The organism is Streptomyces sp. NPDC027962 (genome assembly GCF_055566095.1).
In genome coordinates this window covers 88,814-105,288 of the sequence record NZ_JBVHTA010000016.1, presented here as the reverse complement: position 1 = coordinate 105,288, position 16,475 = coordinate 88,814, and the positions used below count along the sequence as shown (strand labels likewise).

The 16,475-nt window shown below is 67.6% G+C and carries 12 protein-coding genes and 1 tRNA gene; 3 read left to right on the top strand and 10 right to left on the bottom strand.

Translation table 11 applies throughout. The annotated features are described in order from the left end of the window. Positions 1-2 precede the first annotated feature (2 nt). On the bottom strand, positions 3-374 hold the full coding sequence (rpsL, locus tag ACZ4SA_RS17415; RefSeq protein ID WP_003948652.1) for a 30S ribosomal protein S12: 372 nt from the start codon (positions 372-374) through the stop codon (positions 3-5). Between the two features lie 590 nt (positions 375-964). Here rpsL and ACZ4SA_RS17410 point away from each other — a divergent pair. Together ACZ4SA_RS17410 and ACZ4SA_RS17405 are read left to right on the top strand one after the other, a co-directional pair. Further along, a complete protein-coding gene (locus ACZ4SA_RS17410) occupies positions 965-1,255 on the top strand; it encodes a hypothetical protein (protein WP_468275055.1) in 291 nt (96 codons plus the stop codon). A 65-nt stretch (positions 1,256-1,320) separates the two neighbouring features. Next, a complete protein-coding gene (locus ACZ4SA_RS17405) occupies positions 1,321-2,343 on the top strand; it encodes a hypothetical protein (RefSeq protein WP_468275053.1) in 1,023 nt (340 codons plus the stop codon). Positions 2,344-2,429: 86 nt separating this feature from the next. Here the strand turns inward: ACZ4SA_RS17405 and ACZ4SA_RS17400 are convergent, their stop codons facing one another. The 9 genes from ACZ4SA_RS17400 to ACZ4SA_RS17360 form a co-directional block, all read right to left on the bottom strand. After that, on the bottom strand, positions 2,430-6,335 hold the full coding sequence (locus ACZ4SA_RS17400) for a DNA-directed RNA polymerase subunit beta' (protein ID WP_403854837.1): 3,906 nt from the start codon (positions 6,333-6,335) through the stop codon (positions 2,430-2,432). A gap of 133 nt (positions 6,336-6,468) precedes the next feature. Then, positions 6,469-9,951, bottom strand: coding sequence for a DNA-directed RNA polymerase subunit beta (gene rpoB, locus ACZ4SA_RS17395; protein WP_468275051.1), 3,483 nt, complete (start codon positions 9,949-9,951; stop codon positions 6,469-6,471). Positions 9,952-10,503: 552 nt separating this feature from the next. Then, positions 10,504-10,887: a 50S ribosomal protein L7/L12 gene (gene rplL / locus ACZ4SA_RS17390; protein WP_403854831.1), complete on the bottom strand. Its 384-nt coding sequence runs from the start codon at positions 10,885-10,887 to the stop codon at positions 10,504-10,506. Positions 10,888-10,998: 111 nt separating this feature from the next. Beyond that, entirely contained in the window at positions 10,999-11,529 is a 531-nt protein-coding gene (gene rplJ, locus ACZ4SA_RS17385) for a 50S ribosomal protein L10 (protein ID WP_403854828.1), read from the bottom strand. 586 nt (positions 11,530-12,115) lie between these two features. Beyond that, positions 12,116-12,844 (bottom strand): 50S ribosomal protein L1, encoded by a 729-nt coding sequence (rplA, locus tag ACZ4SA_RS17380; protein WP_005313630.1) that lies wholly within the window; start codon positions 12,842-12,844, stop codon positions 12,116-12,118. A 76-nt stretch (positions 12,845-12,920) separates the two neighbouring features. Next, positions 12,921-13,355 (bottom strand): 50S ribosomal protein L11, encoded by a 435-nt coding sequence (gene rplK, locus ACZ4SA_RS17375; RefSeq protein ID WP_356633362.1) that lies wholly within the window; start codon positions 13,353-13,355, stop codon positions 12,921-12,923. 167 nt (positions 13,356-13,522) lie between these two features. Further along, positions 13,523-14,428 (bottom strand): transcription termination/antitermination protein NusG, encoded by a 906-nt coding sequence (gene nusG, locus ACZ4SA_RS17370; RefSeq protein ID WP_468275048.1) that lies wholly within the window; start codon positions 14,426-14,428, stop codon positions 13,523-13,525. A gap of 74 nt (positions 14,429-14,502) precedes the next feature. After that, entirely contained in the window at positions 14,503-14,790 is a 288-nt protein-coding gene (gene secE / locus ACZ4SA_RS17365; protein ID WP_468275046.1) for a preprotein translocase subunit SecE, read from the bottom strand. A 112-nt stretch (positions 14,791-14,902) separates the two neighbouring features. Then, positions 14,903-14,975 (bottom strand) — tRNA-Trp (locus ACZ4SA_RS17360). A 273-nt stretch (positions 14,976-15,248) separates the two neighbouring features. On the opposite strand from ACZ4SA_RS17360, the gene ACZ4SA_RS17355 reads away from it, so the two are divergent. Continuing rightward, positions 15,249-16,475, top strand: coding sequence for a pyridoxal phosphate-dependent aminotransferase (locus ACZ4SA_RS17355; RefSeq protein WP_468275044.1), 1,227 nt, complete (start codon positions 15,249-15,251; stop codon positions 16,473-16,475).

The following is a 16,475-nucleotide window of genomic DNA, read 5'->3' as shown; positions in this document are numbered from 1 at the left end:
TCTTACTTCTCCTTCTTGGCGCCGTAGCGGCTGCGGGCCTGCTTGCGGTTCTTGACACCCTGGGTGTCCAGGGAACCGCGGATGATCTTGTAACGAACACCCGGCAGGTCCTTCACACGGCCACCACGCACGAGCACGATGGAGTGCTCCTGCAGGTTGTGTCCCTCACCCGGGATGTAGGCCGTGACCTCGATGCCGGAGGTCAGACGCACACGCGCGACCTTACGGAGGGCCGAGTTCGGCTTCTTCGGGGTGGTCGTGAACACACGCGTGCAGACGCCACGGCGCTGAGGCGAACCCTCAAGTGCGGGCGTCTTGTTCTTCTCGACCTTGTCCTGCCGGCCCTTGCGGACCAGCTGCTGGATCGTAGGCACTACTTCTCCGGTTTCTGTGTGCCGTCAGTGAAGCTAACCTGGAACGTCGCCGACCCACGCGGTCGGGTGTGTCGAATACTGCGGACCCTCGCCGCCAGGCGGAAAGGGCGCAGATTGCGGTGGCCGGTCCAGGACTCGCCATGCGGCAGACGACACGCACACGAGCCCAGGCACACCCCAGGCACAAGGTCTGAGCGTACCTATCGCATGGACTCCGGTCAAAACAAATGCCCACGGCGCGGGACTCCCCTCACGACCTGGGCCCGAGCATGCCCCGCACGGGGCTCCGGTGCCGCGGCGAACTGGGCCGGAGACCGCGGGGCGGGACGGGGCCGGGCACGCCCTGACGCACGGCACCGGGGACATGACCGGAAAGGCCGGGCAGGGGCGGCGTACTGGCCCCAAGGGCAATCCGGAACGACGCCGGATGAGGCGTGCGGCCCGGTCGGCCACGGCTGCTGAGCACCCTTTCGTTGCCGGAGGTCGGCAACGGTACGGCGCTCAAGACGGCCCCCGGCATCCCCTGACCCCGGCCCTTGCCCGCCCGGACAATGCGGTGAGCCGAACCGTCCGGTACGAGGAGGTCCACCGTGACCGACCACCGAGCCCGAACCGCCCACGACCTCGACGACACCACCGTCGACGTGCGCCTGACCATCATGGAATACGCAGACGTGGCCGGCGGCTACGCGGCCGCCGTGAGCGCGCCCGGCGTACCGCAGGCCGTCGTCGACGACTACGCAGTCGTCGTGGACGTGCTCGCCCTGGCCCACAGCCTTCCGTCTGCCGACGTCCCACCGGTACTCGCGGCGGGGGCACGAGCGCTGCACCGCGTCCACCTCGCGCTCCTCGCACAGCCTCAGTCCCGGGAGACCCCATGAGCCGGCGCCCGTCGCCTCCCGCCGCCGCCCTCGGTACCACCAGCTCGTGGCGCCCGCCTCCGGGTGTGAGCACCGCGGCCCTTGTCCGTACCGTCCTGACGCACCTGGGCTGCTTCGTGCTGGCCCTGGCACTGCTGAGCGCGTCGGCAGGCGGCACCGCAGCCGCCCCGGTGCTCCTCTGCGCCCTGCTGCTCGGCTCCGGCGTCGCGCTCCCCCGCCATCTGCGCCGGCTGCGCGAACGGGCGAGAACCCCCGGACGGCCGCACGTGGAGACAGGTGCCCCTCACCGCGCGCTGCTGCCGCCGGCGCCGCCGCTGTCCGGCCACCAGGCCACGGAGCAGGCCGTCACCAGGTACGGGGAGCTGCTCGCGCGCCGCCCCTTCACCGGCGGCACCCACGCCGCCGACTGGCAGATCGCACTCGACGCCTACGAGGAGGCGAAACACGCGGAACCGGGTCTGGTGCCGCAGATCCTCGCCCGCGGGCACGGTGCCCTGGAGCGGCTGTCCGCCGACCACGGCGACGAGCGGCAGAGGGAGAACGACCCACGCGTCTGGAGCCGGGGCACCGGGCCGGCCACCTTGCGGATGCCCCGGCCCGAGGGCTGGACGGGAAAGTGTCTCGTCGCCTTCGAGGGCAGCTCCCCAGGAGGTTTCCTGGTGTGTGCGAAGGTCGGCGGCCGCCGAGGGCGGCGAGTCGTGAAACTGGCCTCCCGCGAGCGCGGCCCGGCCTTGGTCCGCGTGCCCGCACCGGCCCCCGTCGACGACGCCGTCACCATCGAGATCATCACGGACGGGCCGTGGCGGGCCGCCCTGCTCCCCGCCCGGCAGGCGCGCGCCCTCGACGGCACGGTGCGCGGGGACGCCTCAGAGGTGCTGCTGAACCGGGCCGGGCACCGCCTGGCCACGTTCGAGCACCGGGGCGACGGGGACTTCGTCATCCGCGAGCCCCATGCCCTGGACCCCCGCGCCGGCCGCCTGATCGCCGAGGGCCAGGGCCGGTCCTCCCTCCGGCTCGGCCTGCACGGCATCGGCGCCGTCTTTGTCGACAGCGACGACGCCTGGGCCATGACCGTGTCCGGGACCTGAGTGCCGAAGGCGCGTACGAAGCCGGGCACGCGGGAACGCAGAAGGGCGGCCACCCCGATGGGGTGACCGCCCTTCCTCACGCACTCCTACTGGTTGTACGGACCGTAGTCGTAGTCCTCCAGCGGAACGGCCTGGCCGGAGCCGGTGCCGAACGGCGAGTAGTCGATGTCGTCGTAGCCGACGGCCGAGTACATCGCGGCCTTGGCCTCCTCGGTCGGCTCGACCCGGATGTTGCGGTAGCGGGACAGGCCCGTACCGGCCGGGATGAGCTTACCGATGATGACGTTCTCCTTGAGGCCGATCAGGGAGTCGGACTTGGCGTTGATCGCCGCGTCCGTCAGAACCCTGGTCGTCTCCTGGAAGGACGCCGCGGACAGCCACGACTCGGTCGCCAGCGAGGCCTTGGTGATACCCATCAGCTGCGGACGGCCGGAGGCGGGGTGACCGCCCTCGGTGACCACACGACGGTTCTCGGTCTCGAACTTCGAACGCTCGACCAGCTCGCCCGGCAGCAGCTCCGCGTCACCGGACTCGATGATCGTCACACGGCGCAGCATCTGCCGGATGATGATCTCGATGTGCTTGTCGTGGATCGACACACCCTGCGAGTTGTAGACCTTCTGGACCTCGCCGACCAGGTGGACCTGGACCGCGCGCTGACCGAGGATCCGCAGCACGTCGTGCGGGTTGGTGGCACCCACGGTGAGCTTCTGGCCCACCTCGACGTGATCGCCCTCGCCGACCAGCAGACGGGCACGCTTCGAGATCGGGAACGCCGTCTCGTCGCTGCCGTCGTCCGGGGTGACGACGATCTTCTTGGTCTTCTCGGTCTCCTCGATACGGATGCGGCCGGCCGCCTCCGAGATCGGGGCGACACCCTTGGGCGTACGAGCCTCGAAGAGCTCGACGACACGGGGCAGGCCCTGGGTGATGTCGTCACCGGCCACACCACCGGTGTGGAAGGTACGCATCGTCAGCTGCGTACCGGGCTCACCGATGGACTGGGCGGCGATGATGCCGACCGCCTCGCCGATGTCGACCAGCTTGCCGGTGGCGAGCGAACGGCCGTAGCAGTACGCACAGGTGCCGACAGCGGACTCACAGGTCAGGACCGAGCGGGTCTTGACCTCCTCGACGCCGGCCGCGACGACCGCGTCGATGAGCACGTCGCCCAGGTCGACGTTGGCAGGCGCGATGACCTTGCCGTCGACGACGACGTCCTCGGCGAGCATGCGGGCGTACACGGAGGTCTCGACGTCCTCCGCCTTGCGCAGCACGCCGTCGGCGCCGCGCTCGGCGATCCGCAGCTTGAGGCCGCGGTCGGTGCCGCAGTCCTCCTCGCGGATGATGACGTCCTGCGAGACGTCCACCAGACGACGGGTGAGGTAACCCGAGTCGGCGGTACGCAGAGCGGTGTCCGCCAGACCCTTACGGGCACCGTGCGTGGAGATGAAGTACTCCAGCACGGACAGACCCTCGCGGAAGGACGCCTTGATCGGACGCGGGATGGTCTCGTTCTTGGCGTTGGACACCAGACCACGCATACCGGCGATCTGACGCATCTGCATCATGTTTCCACGAGCACCCGAGTTGACCATCATGAAGATGGGGTTGGTCTTCGGGAAGTTCGCGTTCATCGCCTCGGCAACCTCGTTGGTCGCCTTGGTCCAGATCGCGATGAGCTCCTGGGTGCGCTCGTCCTTGGTGATCAGACCGCGCTCGTACTGCTTCTGGACCTTCTCGTCCTGCTCCTCGTAGCCCTTGACGATCGCCTTCTTCGCCTCGGGGACGACGACGTCGGAGATGGCCACGGTGACACCGGAACGGGTCGCCCAGTAGAAGCCGGCCGCCTTCAGGTTGTCGAGCGTCGCCGCCACGATGACCTTGGGGTAGCGCTCGGCGAGGTCGTTGACGATCTCGGAGAGCTGCTTCTTGCCCACCGAGTAGTCGACGAACGGGTAGTCCTCGGGCAGCAGCTCGTTGAAGAGCGCGCGGCCCAGGGTGGTGCGCAGACGGAACGAGTCACCCTGCTGCCACGTGCCCTCGCCGGCCTCGTCCTCGTCCGCCGGCGGCGTCCAGCCGCGCGGCGGGATGGTGCCGACCGGGAAGCGGATGTCGATCTTCGCCTGGAGCGAGAGCTCCCGGGCGTCGAACGCCATGATCGCCTCGGCGGTGGAACCGAAGGACCGGCCCTCGCCGATGACCTTGCGCTCCTCCTCGTCCGTGGTGAGGAAGAAGAGGCCCAGCACCATGTCCTGGGTCGGCATGGTCACCGGACGGCCGTCGGCCGGCTTGAGGATGTTGTTCGAGGACAGCATCAGGATGCGGGCCTCGGCCTGCGCCTCCGCGGACAGCGGCAGGTGCACGGCCATCTGGTCACCGTCGAAGTCCGCGTTGAAGGCGGTGCAGACGAGCGGGTGGATCTGGATGGCCTTGCCTTCGACCAGCTGCGGCTCGAAGGCCTGGATGCCGAGGCGGTGCAGCGTGGGCGCACGGTTCAGAAGCACCGGGTGCTCGGCGATGACCTCTTCGAGGACGTCGTACACGACGGTGCGGCCACGCTCGACCATGCGCTTGGCCGACTTGATGTTCTGCGCGTGGTTCAGGTCGACCAGGCGCTTCATCACGAACGGCTTGAAGAGCTCCAGCGCCATGGCCTTGGGCAGACCGCACTGGTGCAGCTTGAGCTGCGGGCCGACGACGATGACGGAACGCGCCGAGTAGTCGACTCGCTTACCGAGCAGGTTCTGACGGAAGCGGCCCTGCTTGCCCTTCAGCATGTCGCTGAGGGACTTCAGCGGACGGTTGCCGGGGCCCGTGACAGGGCGACCACGACGGCCGTTGTCGAAGAGGGCGTCGACCGCCTCCTGGAGCATCCGCTTCTCGTTGTTCACGATGATCTCGGGGGCACCGAGGTCGAGCAGACGCTTCAGACGGTTGTTGCGGTTGATCACACGGCGGTACAGGTCGTTCAGGTCGGAGGTCGCGAAGCGGCCACCGTCCAGCTGCACCATCGGACGCAGGTCCGGCGGGATGACCGGCACGCAGTCGAGCACCATGCCCTTGGGGCTGTTGCTGGTCTGCAGGAACGCGGAGACGACCTTGAGGCGCTTGAGCGCACGGGTCTTCTTCTGGCCCTTGCCGGTACGGATGATCTCGCGGAGACGCTCGGCCTCCTCGTCGAGGTCGAAGGACTCCAGGCGCTTCTGCAGCGCCGCGGCACCCATCGACCCGTCGAAGTACGTGCCGAAGCGGTCACGCAGCTCGCGGTAGAGCAGCTCGTCGCCCTCGAGGTCCTGGACCTTGAGGTTCTTGAAGCGGTTCCACACCTCGTCGAGACGGTCGATCTCGCGCTGGGCACGGTCGCGCAGCTGCTTCATCTCACGCTCGGCGCCCTCACGCACCTTGCGGCGCACGTCGGCCTTGGCCCCCTCGGCCTCGAGCTCGGCCAGGTCGGTCTCGAGCTTCTTGGCGCGGGCCTCGAGGTCGGCGTCGCGGCGGTTCTCGACCTGCTGGCGCTCGACGGAGACGTGGGCCTCCAGCGAGGGCAGGTCGCGCGTGCGGCGCTCCTCGTCCACGAATGTGATCATGTACGCGGCGAAGTAGATGACCTTCTCGAGGTCCTTCGGCGCCAGGTCCAGCAGGTAGCCGAGGCGCGAGGGGACGCCCTTGAAGTACCAGATGTGGGTGACGGGAGCGGCAAGCTCGATGTGGCCCATCCGCTCACGGCGCACCTTGGCGCGTGTGACCTCGACGCCACAGCGCTCACAGATGATGCCCTTGAAGCGGACGCGCTTGTACTTGCCGCAGTAGCACTCCCAGTCCCGGGTCGGACCGAAGATCTTCTCGCAGAAGAGTCCGTCCTTCTCGGGCTTGAGCGTGCGGTAGTTGATGGTCTCGGGCTTCTTGACCTCGCCGTGGGACCAGGTCCGGATGTCGTCCGCGGTGGCAAGGCCGATCCGCAGCTCGTCGAAGAAGTTGACGTCGAGCACTGTGCGTCAATCCCTCTTTCGGGGTCGTGTCTCAATCAAGTGGTCTGATGGGGGTCCCTCCACGCCCGCAGGGCGTAGGGGGAGGGTCCGGGGACGACCGGGGCTCCTTGGTGGGGAGCCCCGGCCAGGCCCGTCAGACCTCTTCGACGCTGCTCGGCTCGCGCCGGGACAGGTCGATACCGAGCTCCTCCGCAGCGCGGAAGACGTCCTCGTCCGTGTCGCGCATCTCGATGGACATACCGTCCGAGGAGAGCACCTCCACGTTGAGGCAGAGCGACTGCATTTCCTTGATGAGCACCTTGAAGGACTCGGGAATGCCGGGCTCGGGGATGTTCTCGCCCTTGACGATGGCCTCGTAGACCTTCACGCGGCCGGTCACGTCGTCGGACTTGATCGTCAGCAGCTCCTGGAGCGCGTAGGCGGCGCCGTACGCCTCCAGCGCCCACACCTCCATCTCACCGAATCGCTGGCCACCGAACTGGGCCTTACCACCCAGCGGCTGCTGGGTGATCATCGAGTACGGACCGGTCGAACGGGCGTGGAGCTTGTCGTCGACCAGGTGGTGGAGTTTGAGGATGTACATGTACCCGACCGAGATCGGGTCCGGGAACGGCTCGCCGGAGCGGCCGTCGAACAGGTTGGCCTTGCCGGACGGCTGGACCATCCGGTTGCCGTCGCGGTTCGGGATCGTGGACTCGAAGAGACCGGCGATCTCGTCCTCGCGGGCGCCGTCGAAGACCGGGGTGGCGACGTTCGTGCCGGGCGCGACGTCGTCGGCGCCGATGGCCTGCAGCCGCTGCATCCACTCCTCGCTGCCCTCGACCTTCCAGCCCTGGCTGGCGAGCCAGCCGAGGTGGATCTCGAGGACCTGGCCCGGGTTCATTCGGGACGGGACACCCAGCGGGTTGAGGATGATGTCGACCGGGGTGCCGTCCTCCAGGAACGGCATGTCCTCGATCGGCAGGATCTTCGAGATGACGCCCTTGTTGCCGTGACGGCCGGCGAGCTTGTCACCGTCGGTGATCTTGCGCTTCTGGGCGACGTAGACGCGGACCAGCTGGTTCACGCCCGGGGGAAGCTCGTCGCCCTCCTCGCGGTCGAAGACGCGGACGCCGATGACCTTGCCGGTCTCGCCGTGCGGCACCTTCAGCGAGGTGTCACGGACCTCGCGCGCCTTCTCACCGAAGATCGCGCGGAGCAGACGCTCCTCGGGGGTCAGCTCGGTCTCACCCTTGGGCGTGACCTTGCCGACGAGGATGTCGCCGGCGACGACCTCGGCACCGATACGGATGATGCCGCGCTCGTCGAGGTCGGCGAGGACCTCCTCGGAGACGTTCGGGATGTCCCGGGTGATCTCCTCGGGGCCGAGCTTGGTGTCACGGGCGTCGACCTCGTGCTCCTCGATGTGGATCGAGGAGAGGACGTCGTCCTGCACGAGGCGCTGCGACAGGATGATCGCGTCCTCGTAGTTGTGACCCTCCCACGGCATGAACGCCACCAGCAGGTTCTTGCCGAGCGCCATCTCACCGTTCTCGGTGGCGGGGCCGTCGGCGAGGACCTGGCCCTCGATGACGCGGTCGCCCTCGGCTACGACGACCTTCTGGTTGACCGAGGTGCCCTGGTTGGAGCGGGAGAACTTCGCGATGCGGTACGTGGTGTACGTGCCGTCATCGTTCGCGACGGTGACGTAGTCGGCCGAAACCTCCTGGATCACACCGTCCTTCTCCGCCTTGATGACGTCACCGGCGTCGGTGGCACAGCGGTACTCCATGCCGGTGCCGACGAGCGGGGCCTCCGCCTTGATGAGCGGAACGGCCTGACGCATCATGTTCGCGCCCATGAGGGCACGGTTGGCGTCGTCGTGCTCGAGGAACGGGATCATGGCCGTCGCGACCGACACCATCTGGCGCGGCGAGACGTCCATGTAGTCGACCTCGGTCGGCGGCACGTAGTCGACCTCGCCACCACGGCGGCGGACCAGAACACGGGCCTCGGTGAACCGGAGCTCGTCGTTCAGGGTCGCGTTCGCCTGGGCGATGACGAAGCGGTCCTCCTCGTCGGCGGTCAGGTAGTCCACCTCGTCGGTGACCTGGCCGTCGGTGACCTTGCGGTACGGCGTCTCGACGAAGCCGAACGCGTTGACCCGGCCGTAGGAGGCGAGCGAGCCGATCAGGCCGATGTTCGGGCCTTCAGGGGTCTCGATCGGGCACATGCGGCCGTAGTGCGACGGGTGCACGTCACGGACCTCGAAGCCGGCCCGCTCACGGGACAGACCACCCGGGCCAAGAGCCGACAGACGGCGCTTGTGGGTGAGACCCGACAGCGGGTTGTTCTGGTCCATGAACTGCGACAGCTGGCTGGTGCCGAAGAACTCCTTGATGGAGGCCACGACCGGCCGGATGTTGATCAGGGTCTGCGGCGTGATCGCCTCGACGTCCTGGGTCGTCATGCGCTCACGCACGACGCGCTCCATACGAGCCAGACCCGTGCGGACCTGGTTCTGGATGAGCTCGCCGACGTTGCGCAGACGACGGTTGCCGAAGTGGTCGATGTCGTCGGTCTCGACGACGATCTGCGTGCCGGACTCGCCGACCGTCTCGGTCTCGCCGGCGTGCAGCTTGACCAGGTACTTGATGGTGGCGATGACGTCGTCGGTGGTGAGCACGCCGGCGTCCAGCGGCTCGTCGGCGCCGAGCTTCTTGTTCACCTTGTAGCGGCCGACCTTGGCGAGGTCGTAGCGCTTCGGGTTGAAGTAGAGGTTCTCGAGCAGCGTCTGAGCGGCCTCACGGGTCGGCGGCTCGCCCGGGCGGAGCTTGCGGTAGATGTCGAGCAGCGCGTCGTCCTGGCCCTGGGTGTGGTCCTTCTCCAGGGTGGCGCGCATGGACTCGTACTCGCCGAACTCCTCGAGGATCTGCTCGGTGGTCCAACCGAGAGCCTTGAGCAGGACGGTGACGGACTGCTTGCGCTTGCGGTCGATGCGGACACCGACCATGTCGCGCTTGTCGATCTCCATCTCGAGCCAGGCACCCCGGGACGGGATGATCTTGGCGGTGAAGATGTCCTTGTCGGACGTCTTGTCGATGGAGGAGTCGAAGTAGACACCCGGCGAGCGGACGAGCTGCGACACCACGACACGCTCGGTGCCGTTGATGACGAAGGTGCCCTTGTTGGTCATGAGCGGGAAGTCGCCCATGAAGACCGTCTGGGACTTGATCTCGCCGGTCTCGTTGTTGGTGAACTCGGCGGTGACGAAGAGCGGGGCCGCGTACGTGAAGTCGCGCTCCTTGCACTCGTCGATCGAGTTCTTCGGAGGCTCGAAACGGTGGTCGCGGAAGGTCAGCGACATCGACCCGGAGAAGTCCTCGATCGGAGAGATCTCCTCGAAGATCTCCTCCAGACCGGACTTGGTGGGGACGTCCTGTCCGCTTTCGAGAGCCGCCTCGACACGAGCCTTCCATGCGGCATTGCCGAGCAGCCAGTCAAAGCTCTCGGTCTGCAGCGCGAGGAGGTTCGGAACCTCGAGGGGCTCCTTGATCTTTGCAAAGGAGATGCGCAGCGGGGCAGTGCTTGCGCCGTTGTTCGTATTCGCGGTCGAGGCGTTGCGCGAGGCGGCCAAGAGGGGGTCCTTCCGAGGGCTCGGACTCACTACGCGCGTACCGGTCCCAAGCTGTGCACGGAGGGAGAAGCCCCAGCTGGGGGGCGTCTACATCCGATGCTCAAACGTGGGCATGCCCCTGGTGACGGGCAGGAGGCAGCTAACAGGCAGCGCAAAGGGTCAGTGTAGCCACTTGGCACACTGATGTCCAGTGCGGGTTTTCGAGACCCTCGATACCCTCGTTTTTCTCAACTCCGCGAACCCCATGCGCCGTGAGGCGCACATCATTACTGCCCGTTCGGTCGTCGATCCATGCCTCGGAACTTGGATCGCCTCGACGACGCGTCCTGAGAATTGCGCGCTGCGTGCGGTTCGTCAAGGCCCCTGCCCCTGAGCTGCTGATCCGGGATCCTCGTCGGCCGCCGTGAGGGGCGCACGGCGAAGATCACCATACTCGCCGTCGCCGGGAGAGCAAGGCAAGCCGGGCGGGCACGCCGAAGGGCGACCACCCGCATGGGTGATCGCCCTTCAGTGTGTGCGCGTTACAGCGCGGGAGTCAGAGACTCCGTGGGGTCACTTGACCTCGACGGAGGCGCCGGCGGCCTTGAGGGACTCGGCAGCCTTCTCCGCGGCCTCCTTGGCGACCTTCTCGAGGACCGGCTTCGGGGTGCCGTCGACGAGGTCCTTGGCCTCCTTCAGGCCCAGGGAGGTCAGCTCACGCACGACCTTGATGACCTGGATCTTCTTCTCGCCGGCGCCGGTGAGGATGACGTCGAACTCGTCCTGCTCCTCAGCAGCCTCGGCGGCGGCGGCCGGGCCGGCCGGGCCGGCAACGGCGACGGCCGCGGCGGCGGTGACGTCGAACTTCTCCTCGAAGGCCTTCACGAACTCGGAGAGCTCGATGAGGGTCATCTCCTCGAACTGCGCGAGCAGGTCGTCCTGGGACAGCTTCGCCATGATGGCGTCCTTCCACTAATTCGGCAGGTGCCGGATGTACATGTAGGCGGGCGTACGTTCGGCCCGCTGCGACCGTCGCCCTGGTGGGCGTCGATCAATGCGCGAGCCGAATTACTCGGCACCGCCCTGCTCGGCCTGCTTGGCACGAAGCGCCTCCGCGGTGCGGACGAACTTCGAGGGAAGCGCCTGGAAGAGCTGAGCAGTCTGGGTCTGCTTGCCCTTGAAGGCGCCCGCCAGCTTGGCGAGCAGAACCTCGCGGGACTCGAGGTCCGCAAGCTTCTTGATCTCATCGGCGGACAGCGCCTTGCCGTCAAGGACACCGCCCTTGATGATCAGGTTCGGGTTGTCCTTGGCGAAGTCACGAAGACCCTTCGCCGACTCCACCGGGTCACCGGTGATGAAGGCAACCGCCGTCGGACCAGTGAACTGGTCGTCGAGCGAAGTGATCCCGGCCTCGTTGGCCGCAATCTTGGTCAGCGTGTTCTTCACCACGGCGTACTGGGCGTTCTCACCGAGCGAACGGCGCAGCTCCTTGAGCTGAGCCACGGTGAGACCCCGGTACTCGGTCAGCACGGCGGCGTTCGAGCTGCGGAACTGGTCCGTCAGCTCGGCTACCGCGGCAGCCTTGTCGGGCCTTGCCATGAGCGTCGGCCTCCTTCCGGGTGATGAGGACCGCTCAGAAGGGGCTGAACAAAACGAAACGCCCCGGCGCAGGCGCACGGGGCTGAGCTCGACCGGAATTCCTTCCGGGAACTTGTCCAGAGTCACCTGCGCGGGTCGTCCGCTGCTGAGCGGATCCTTCGGCCACCGGACCCTCGGAAGGAGAGCACGGCAACGACCAGCGGTCTTTGGCTTCGTCGGAAGACTACGCGAACGCATCGCCGCCAGGCAAATCCGCCCTTACGCCCTCTGCGGTCGCCCCGCCCGCCCGGGGGCGGCACTTGGGTGACTCCGCCTTCACCCCGGGCAGCGGCCTGGCGGTCGCCGGGGACGGCATCCGCCCTCGGTCCCCTTCGCGGACGGCGGCCCGGCTGTTGCGCCGCCGGTCCACCTCCCGCAGGCCGCGCCGGCCCTGGACGGCCGCTCGCGGCCACTGGGGCACGGTCAGTCCGCAGGGCCGACGCGGCGCCGGGGGCGCCAGGCGGAACGGGAACGGCCCCCGCGGCCTCGAAAGAGGCGCGGGGGCCGTTCTCACAACACGCGGACCGGCAGGCCCTGAGCGTCAGGCTCAGACCGCCGCCGGGTCCTCCTCGACGAGGAGGTTGCGGGTGCGGTTGGAGTCCAGCGGGATACCGGGGCCCATCGTCGTGGTCAGGGTCGCCTTCTTGATGTAGCGGCCCTTCGCGGCGGACGGCTTCAGACGGAGGATCTCCTCCAGCGCCGCCGCGTAGTTCTCGACCAGCTTCGTCTCGTCGAAGGAAACCTTGCCGATGATGAAGTGCAGGTTCGAGTGCTTGTCGACGCGGAACTCGATCTTGCCGCCCTTGATCTCGTTGACGGCCTTGGCGACGTCCATCGTGACGGTGCCGGTCTTCGGGTTCGGCATCAGACCGCGCGGACCGAGCACTCGGCCGAGGCGGCCGACCTTGCCCATGAGGTCCGGGGTGGCGACAACCGCGTCGAACTCGTTCAGGCGGTTGCCCTTGGAGATCTCGTCGATCAGTTCGTCGGAGCCGACGATGTCGGCGCCCGCGGCTTCCGCGGCCGCAGCACGGTCACCGGTCGCGAAGACCAGGACCCGGGCGGTCTTACCGGTGCCGTGCGGAAGGTTCACGGTGCCACGGACCATCTGGTCGGCCTTGCGCGGGTCAACGCCCAGACGGAAGGCGACCTCGACAGTGCCGTCGAACTTGGTGGCGGCGGTGTCCTTGGCGAGACGGACGGCCTCGAGCGGGGCGTAGTTGCGCTCCCGGTCGATCTTGGCGTCCGCAGCGCGGAGAGTCTTGCTGCGCTTCACTTCTGCTCCTGATGTGTTGAGCGTGGAGTCGTGGTGCGGGCCAGCGCCGGCCCTACCACTGGGGGCTTGGGGGCTGTCAGCCCTCGACCGTGATGCCCATGGAACGGGCAGTGCCGGCGATGATCTTCGACGCGGCGTCCAGGTCGTTGGCGTTCAGGTCGGGCAGCTTGACCGTGGCGATCTCGCGGACCTGGGCGCTGGTGAGCTTCGCGACCTTGGTCTTGTGCGGCTCGCCGGAGCCCTTGTCCACACCCGCGGCCTTGAGGATCAGCTTGGCGGCCGGCGGAGTCTTGGTGATGAAGGTGAAGGAACGGTCCTCGTAGACCGTGATCTCCACCGGCACGACCATGCCACGCTGCGACTCGGTCGCGGCGTTGTAGGCCTTGCAGAACTCCATGATGTTGACGCCGTGCTGACCCAGGGCGGGGCCGACCGGCGGAGCCGGGTTGGCCGCGCCGGCCTGGATCTGGAGCTTGATAAGCCCCGTGACCTTCTTCTTCTTGGGAGGCATTGCTCTCTCCGGGTCCTAGTGAGAGTTATCCGCCTGCCACCCGATCATCCGGATGGAGGCATACCGCACAACGATAACGGGTATCCATGCGCGGCCAAAAACCGAGCAGGTCAGACCGCCTGCGAAAGGCGGTCTGACCTGTTCGGAAGCCTGGCGTCCAGAAGGTGCTAGTTCTTCTGGATCTGGTCGAAGCTGAGCTCGACCGGGGTCTCGCGGCCGAAGATCTCGACGAGGCCCTTGACCTTCTTCGAGTCGGCGTTGATCTCGTTGATCGTGGCCTGCAACGTGGCGAACGGGCCGTCGGTGACGGTGACCGAGTCGCCGACCTCGAAGTCCAGCACCTGGACCTCGACCTTGCGGGCGGGAGCCGGCTTGCCCTCGGCCTCTGCGGCCTCACGGGCGGCCTTCTCCTCGGCCTCCGGGGCGAGCATTTTGACGATCTCGTCCAGGGTCAGCGGGTACGGGTCGTAGGCGTTGCCCACGAAGCCGGTGACACCGGGGGTGTTGCGGACGACACCCCAGGACTCGTTCGTCAGGTCCATGCGGACGAGCACGTAGCCGGGCAGCTTGTTCTGCCGGACATTCTTGCGCTCGCCGTTCTTGATCTGGACGATCTCTTCCTCGGGGACCTCGGCCTGGTAGATGAAGTCCTCGACGTTGAGCGAGACGGCACGCTGCTCGAGGTTCGCCTTCACGCGCTTCTCGTAGCCCGCGTAGGTGTGGATCACGTACCACTCGCCGGGAAGGCCGCGCAGCTCGTCGCGCAGGGCTGCGATCGGGTCGGCCGGGGCCGCAGGGGCCTCTTCGGCCTGCTCCTCGGCAGCGTCCTCGTCACCTTCGGCAACCTCGGCAGCGTCCTCGTCACCTTCGGCGGCATCCTCGACGTCCGCCTCGCCCTCGATGCTCTCGACGTGCAGGGCCTCGACCTCGGCCGGCTCGCCCGCCGCGGAGTCGGCAGCCTCGGCCTGGTCCGGCTCCACAGCGTCCGCCGCCTCGACGATGTCGAGCTTGTCCTCGGCGGACTCGAAGCTCTCGCCGGAACGGTCGGCGTCGTTCAGGTTCGGGTCAGACACGGTGGCTGCTTCTTCCTGGATACAGATGGGGTGGAACATGCGAAAGGGGCGCCGAGTCCGGCGCCCTCCGCGGATCAGCCGAAGACGTACTTGACTGCTTCCTGGAAGCCATAGTCAATCACGGTCACGAAGCCGATCATGATGACGACGAAGATAATCACCACTGTGGTGTACGTCGTCAGCTGATGGCGAGTCGGCCAGACGACCTTGCGCAGTTCGGCGACGATCTGGCGGTAGAAGAGGGCCAGGCGACCCAGCGGGCCCTTTTTGCCGCGCTTGCCGCCCTTGCGAGCCTTCTTCTTCGACTCGGGGCTCTCGTCCTCGGCGTCAGGCATGTCGATGGAGCCTACGGCGTCCGTCACGATCTCTCACCTGATTCCCGGGTCGTGGCCGTGCCGCGCCCGGTGGAGCCGCACGGCGGTGCATAGAAGACGTACATGCGCTGCGCACACAACCTGGCGAAGGTGTGTGTAGCAGGGCCGGAGGGACTTGAACCCCCAACCGCTGGTTTTGGAGACCAGTGCTCTACCAATTGAGCTACGACCCTTTGTGGTCCCCCAACCTACCGCATCCGTCCGGGTGCACTAAGTGCCCGGATCCGACGTGGCTGGTGAAGGCCAACAGCCAGTGAGTGTACGTGTTCCCAGGCCCGGCGTCGAACACAAAGCCCCGCGGTCCGCTTCCTGCCCGTCGCGCCGTCCGCTTCCGGCCGGTTGCGCCCTCGGCTTCCGGCCGGTCGAGGACGCAGCGGCCGGCCGGATATGTCCGGTCCTCGAAACCTGTGTGCCGCGTGTCTCCGGCGTCTGGGAGCATGGGCCGCATGAGCGCTGCAACCTCTCCCACCGAGCGCCGGGTCTCCGCGCGCATCGGCGCGATCTCCGAGTCCGCAACCCTCGCCGTCGACGCCAAGGCCAAGGCTCTCAAGGCCGCCGGGCGTCCGGTGATCGGCTTCGGCGCGGGCGAGCCCGACTTCCCGACCCCCGACTACATCGTCGAGGCCGCCGTCGAGGCCTGCCGCAACCCGAAGTACCACCGCTACACGCCGGCCGGCGGTCTGCCCGAGCTGAAGAAGGCCATCGCTCAGAAGACGCTGCGCGACTCCGGCTACGAGGTCGACCCGGCCGAGATCCTGGTGACCAACGGCGGCAAGCAGGCGATCTACGAGGCGTTCGCCGCGATCCTGGACCCGGGCGACGAGGTCATCGTCCCGGCGCCGTACTGGACCACCTACCCCGAGTCGATCCGCCTCGCGGGCGGCGTGCCGGTCGAGGTCGTGGCGGACGAGACGACCGGTTACCGCGTCTCCGTCGAGCAGCTCGAGGCCGCGCGTACGGAGAAGACCAAGGTCGTCCTCTTCGTCTCGCCGTCCAACCCCACCGGCGCCGTCTACAGCGAGGCCGATGCCCTCGCGATCGGCGAGTGGGCCGCCCAGCACGGTCTGTGGGTGCTGACCGACGAGATCTACGAGCACCTGGTCTACGGCGACGCGAAGTTCACCTCGCTGCCCGCCCTCGTCCCGGCGCTGCGCGAGAAGTGCATCGTGGTCAACGGCGTCGCCAAGACGTACGCCATGACGGGCTGGCGCGTCGGGTGGATCGTCGGCCCGAAGGACGTCGTGAAGGCCGCGACCAACCTGCAGTCGCACGCCACGTCCAACGTCTCCAATGTGGCACAGGTCGCCGCGCTGGCCGCCGTGTCCGGCGATCTGGCCGCCGTCGCCACGATGCGTGAGGCCTTCGACCGCCGCCGCCAGACCATTGTGCGGATGCTCAACGAGATCGACGGCGTGGTCTGCCCGACCCCCGAGGGCGCGTTCTACGCGTACCCGTCCGTGAAGGGCCTGCTGGGCAAGGAGATCCGCGGAAAGCGCCCGCAGAGCTCCGTGGAGCTCGCGGCCCTGATCCTCGACGAGGTCGAGGTCGCGGTCGTCCCGGGCGAGGCCTTCGGCACCCCCGGCTACCTGCGTCTTTCGTACGCCCTGGGCGACGAGGACCTGGTCGAGGGCGTCTCCAGGGTCCAGAAGCTGCTGGCCGAGGCCCGCGACTGA